The organism is Vibrio sp. V08_P9A1T1 (genome assembly GCF_963874405.1).
Classification (GTDB): Bacteria; Pseudomonadota; Gammaproteobacteria; order Enterobacterales; family Vibrionaceae; genus Vibrio; species Vibrio anguillarum.
Map to the genome: position 1 here is coordinate 1 of NZ_CAWNIB010000162.1, position 4,002 is coordinate 4,002.

3 protein-coding genes are annotated in these 4,002 nt (G+C 44.0%); all 3 read right to left on the minus strand.

Going from position 1 to position 4,002, the window contains the following annotated elements:
• Window positions 1–108: 108 nt before the first annotated feature.
• Window positions 109–1,389, minus strand: coding sequence for an ATP-dependent protease ATP-binding subunit ClpX (gene clpX / locus AACT21_RS07390; RefSeq protein ID WP_013857185.1), 1,281 nt, complete (start codon window positions 1,387–1,389; stop codon window positions 109–111).
• 83 nt (window positions 1,390–1,472) lie between these two features.
• Window positions 1,473–2,099 (minus strand): ATP-dependent Clp endopeptidase proteolytic subunit ClpP, encoded by a 627-nt coding sequence (gene clpP, locus AACT21_RS07395; RefSeq protein ID WP_010317461.1) that lies wholly within the window; start codon window positions 2,097–2,099, stop codon window positions 1,473–1,475.
• A 105-nt stretch (window positions 2,100–2,204) separates the two neighbouring features.
• Window positions 2,205–3,506: a trigger factor gene (gene tig, locus AACT21_RS07400; protein WP_013857186.1), complete on the minus strand. Its 1,302-nt coding sequence runs from the start codon at window positions 3,504–3,506 to the stop codon at window positions 2,205–2,207.
• Window positions 3,507–4,002: the final 496 nt, after the last annotated feature.

The window sequence follows — 4,002 nt, forward strand, 5'->3', positions numbered from 1 at the left end:
TCCGCTTCAACTGATTACCGAGTATATGGGGGCTAACTCACTGGATTCAATAACAGAATAAAAAAAAGGAGGTATTTGCTACCTCCTTTAAATATTTCTGATTGAGATTTACTCTGCGCCAGCCGCTTGGCTCTCATTTCCGCTGTAAATTAGTAGCGGTTGTGATTCACCATTAATGACTGATTCATCGATAACCACTTTACTGACATCGTTTACCGATGGCAGTTCATACATGGTTTCGAGTAGTACACCTTCCAATATTGAGCGTAAACCACGTGCGCCCGTTTTGCGGTTCATTGCTTTTTTTGCAATGGCGCGCAATGCGTCTTCACGAAACTCTAAGTCAACGTTCTCTAACTCAAACAAGGCTGCGTACTGTTTCGTCAGCGCGTTTTTCGGCTCACACAAGATTTGAATCAGTGCTTCTTCATCCAGCTCTGTCAAGGTAGCCGTTACGGGAAGACGACCGATAAATTCAGGGATCAACCCATATTTTACCAAATCTTCAGGCTCTACTTGATTGAACAACTCACCGATAGTTTTGGTTTCATCTTTAGAGCGAACTTCCGCACCAAAGCCAATACCTGAACCTGTCGCAACACGTTGTTCAATCACTTTATCTAGGCCCGCAAATGCACCACCACAGATAAAGAGGATTTTGGATGTGTCTACCTGTAAAAACTCTTGTTGTGGATGCTTACGGCCACCTTGCGGCGGAACCGAAGCGATAGTGCCTTCCACCAATTTCAACAGCGCTTGCTGAACCCCTTCACCTGAGACATCTCGGGTAATTGAAGGATTTTCTGCTTTACGAGAAATCTTATCAATTTCATCGATGTAGACGATACCACGTTCCGCTTTTGCAACGTCATAATCACATTTTTGCAGCAGCTTTTGGATGATGTTTTCAACATCTTCGCCGACATAACCTGCTTCAGTTAATGTGGTGGCGTCTGCCATTGTGAAAGGTACGTCTAGGAAACGAGCTAATGTTTCTGCAAGCAGTGTTTTACCACTACCTGTTGGGCCAATAAGAAGAATATTACTCTTACCTAACTCAACCCCATCGCTCGTTTTATCACCGTTTCGTAAACGCTTGTAGTGATTATATACGGCCACTGCGAGCACTTTTTTTGCATGTTCCTGGCCAATCACATAGTCATCAAGATGTTCACGGATCTTATGCGGCGTAGGTAACGCCTCAGATTCCTTTTTTGGCAGAACATCCTTAATCTCTTCACGAATGATGTCGTTACATAAATCAACGCATTCATCACAGATGTAAACAGAAGGACCGGCGATCAGCTTGCGAACTTCGTGCTGGCTTTTGCCACAGAAAGAGCAATACAACAGTTTACTACTACCGCTCTCTTTGCTTTTGTCTGTCATTCGCTAACCTCTTAGCCTTTACTTTTAATCGTCTGAGTGTAACTCAAATTACGCCAAAATGCGTTAAACAATTCTGAGAACTGTTATTCGCCGCGGTGACGCAAGACTGCATCGACTAAACCGTATTCCACAGCTTGGTCAGCAGACATAAAGTTATCACGGTCGGTATCACGCTCGATAACTTCAAGCGGTTGGCCTGTATGCTCAGCAAGCAATTTGTTGAGTTTTTGCTTGATGGTAAGGATCTCTTGAGCATGGATCTGGATATCCGAAGCTTGGCCTTGGAAACCACCTAACGGCTGATGAATCATCACGCGTGAGTTAGGCAACACATAACGTTTCCCCGGAGCGCCACCAGCCAATAGGAATGCTCCCATTGAACAAGCTTGGCCCATACAAACAGTGCTAACATTCGGCTTGATGAACTGCATGGTGTCATAAATTGACATACCTGCAGTCACACTACCTCCTGGCGAGTTGATGTAGAGGAAAATATCTTTATCAGGGTTTTCCGATTCTAAAAACAACAGCTGCGCTACAACAAGGTTAGCCATGTGATCTTCAACTTGACCTGTTAAGAAAATCACTCGTTCTTTGAGTAGGCGAGAATAAATATCGTATGAGCGCTCACCGCGGGAAGTCTGCTCAACCACCATGGGTACTAGCGCGTCAAAAATTGGCGACATTGCGTTTTTTTCTTGGTAGCTCATATTGTTATGTCCCTAAAATAAATGGCCCGAATGATGGGTATCACACGGACCATTGTTAGCAGAATAGTTAACCTGTAGTCAACCACCTACGCTACATATTGCTTATTAAGCAGGTTGCTGGTTCATTAGCTCATTGAAGCTAACAGCCTTTTCAGAAACCTGTGCTTTAGCAATGATCGCGTCGATTGCTTGCTCTTCTAGAGCAAGGTTACGCATGTTGTTCATCATTTGCTGATTTTGAGAATAGTATGCCATTACTTCAGCTGGATCTTCGTACGCTGTTGCCATCTCTTCGATCAATGCTTTCACTTTATCTTCGTCAGCTTTTAGCTCTTCAGACTTGATCACTTCACCAAGAAGTAGGCCAACCACTACGCGACGTTTTGCTTGTTCTTCGAACAATTCACGTGGTAGTTGAGCGGCCGCTTCTGGGTTACCGCCAAAGCGTTGCGCAGCTTGTTGACGCAGTACGTCGATCTCTTGATCGATCAGGGCAGAAGGAACATTGATATCGTTCTCTTTTACTAGACCTTCAATCGCTTGCTCTTTAATGCGGTTTTTTACTGCTTGCTTAAGTTCACGTTCCATATTCTTGCGAACTTCAGCTTTCAGCGCTTCAACGCCACCTTCAGCGACACCGAATTTGGCAACGAACTCGTCGTTTAACTCTGGTAATTCACGCACTTCAACTTTGTTGATTTTAATTGCGAATTTCGCCGCTTTACCTTTTAGATTTTCCGCGTGGTAATCTTCAGGGAAGTTAACGTCGATTTCAAATTCCATACCTTTGGTTTTGCCAACGATACCGTCTTCAAAACCAGGGATCATGCGACCTGCACCCATTTCTAGAGGGAAGTTTTCAGCTTTACCGCCTTCAAACTCAACGCCATCAATAGAACCAACGAAATCGATCGTCGCGCGCGAACCCGCTTCCGCAGCTGCGTCTACTTCTTTCCACGTTGCTTGTTGCTTGCGTAACGTTTCTAGCATCTCAGCAACGTCTTCTTCCTTCACTTCAACCGCTGGTTTTTCAACAGTGATGTTTTCTAGACCTTTTAACTCAACTTCTGGATATACTTCAAAAGTTGCATTGAAAACAAGGTCTTGGCCTTCTTCGATAGAAACTGGTGCGAATGTTGGTGCGCCTGCTGGGTTGATTTTCTCTTTTACGATAGCTTCAATGAAGTGGCGTTGCATCACTTCGCCCATGACGTCTTGACGTACCGCTTTACCGTACATTTGCGCAACCATTTTCAAAGGCACTTTGCCTTTGCGGAAACCATCGAAACGACGATTCTTAGCGATATTGCGTAGCTCTTTTGTAACTGCATCTTCGATGTTAGCAGCAGGAACAGTAATATTCAGACGGCGCTCTAGGCCTTCTAGCGTTTCAACAGTAACTTGCATTATTTATAAACCTCAAAACTGGCCCAGTATTTCTGAGCAATATGAGCCGCAACTTAGGCGATGCCTTGTGCTTGGCTGCATCCTTGTGTTGTGCTCTATCCGAACACTTATATTAAAACCAGCATCAACATTGGCCAAAAGACCCAATATTGGACTAATAAGCGATATCTTTAGAGACTCTAATGCATCACAAAAGGTATCTCTGATTAGTCTCAGGACAGAAAATTTAGACGCGACATTCTACCGACCAGAATCAGTGCTGTCGAGCCAATCACCGCAGAGAGATGATTCCGTACCCTAAATTGCTTTCTAAGTGCTAAAAATTCCACCAACGTGAAAAAGCACAGTTTTGAAATGGGGACAATAAAGGCTTTTTCAAGGGAATCGAGGCTTTTTTTACCCCAAAAGCGTAAAAAGAGATCTTGCTCCTGTTTTGCACCCCACAATTGCGCTCTTTTTAAACATCACCCAAAGGAAAACCAGTAGAATTATGAGT

Bases quoted from the DNA above. Each gene is read 5' to 3' on its own strand.
- clpP (WP_010317461.1), bottom strand. From the start codon at position 2,099: ATGAGCTACCAAGAAAAAAACGCAATGTCGCCAATTTTTGACGCGCTA.
- clpX (WP_013857185.1), bottom strand. From the start codon at position 1,389: ATGACAGACAAAAGCAAAGAGAGCGGTAGTAGTAAACTGTTGTATTGC.
- tig (WP_013857186.1), bottom strand. From the start codon at position 3,506: ATGCAAGTTACTGTTGAAACGCTAGAAGGCCTAGAGCGCCGTCTGAAT.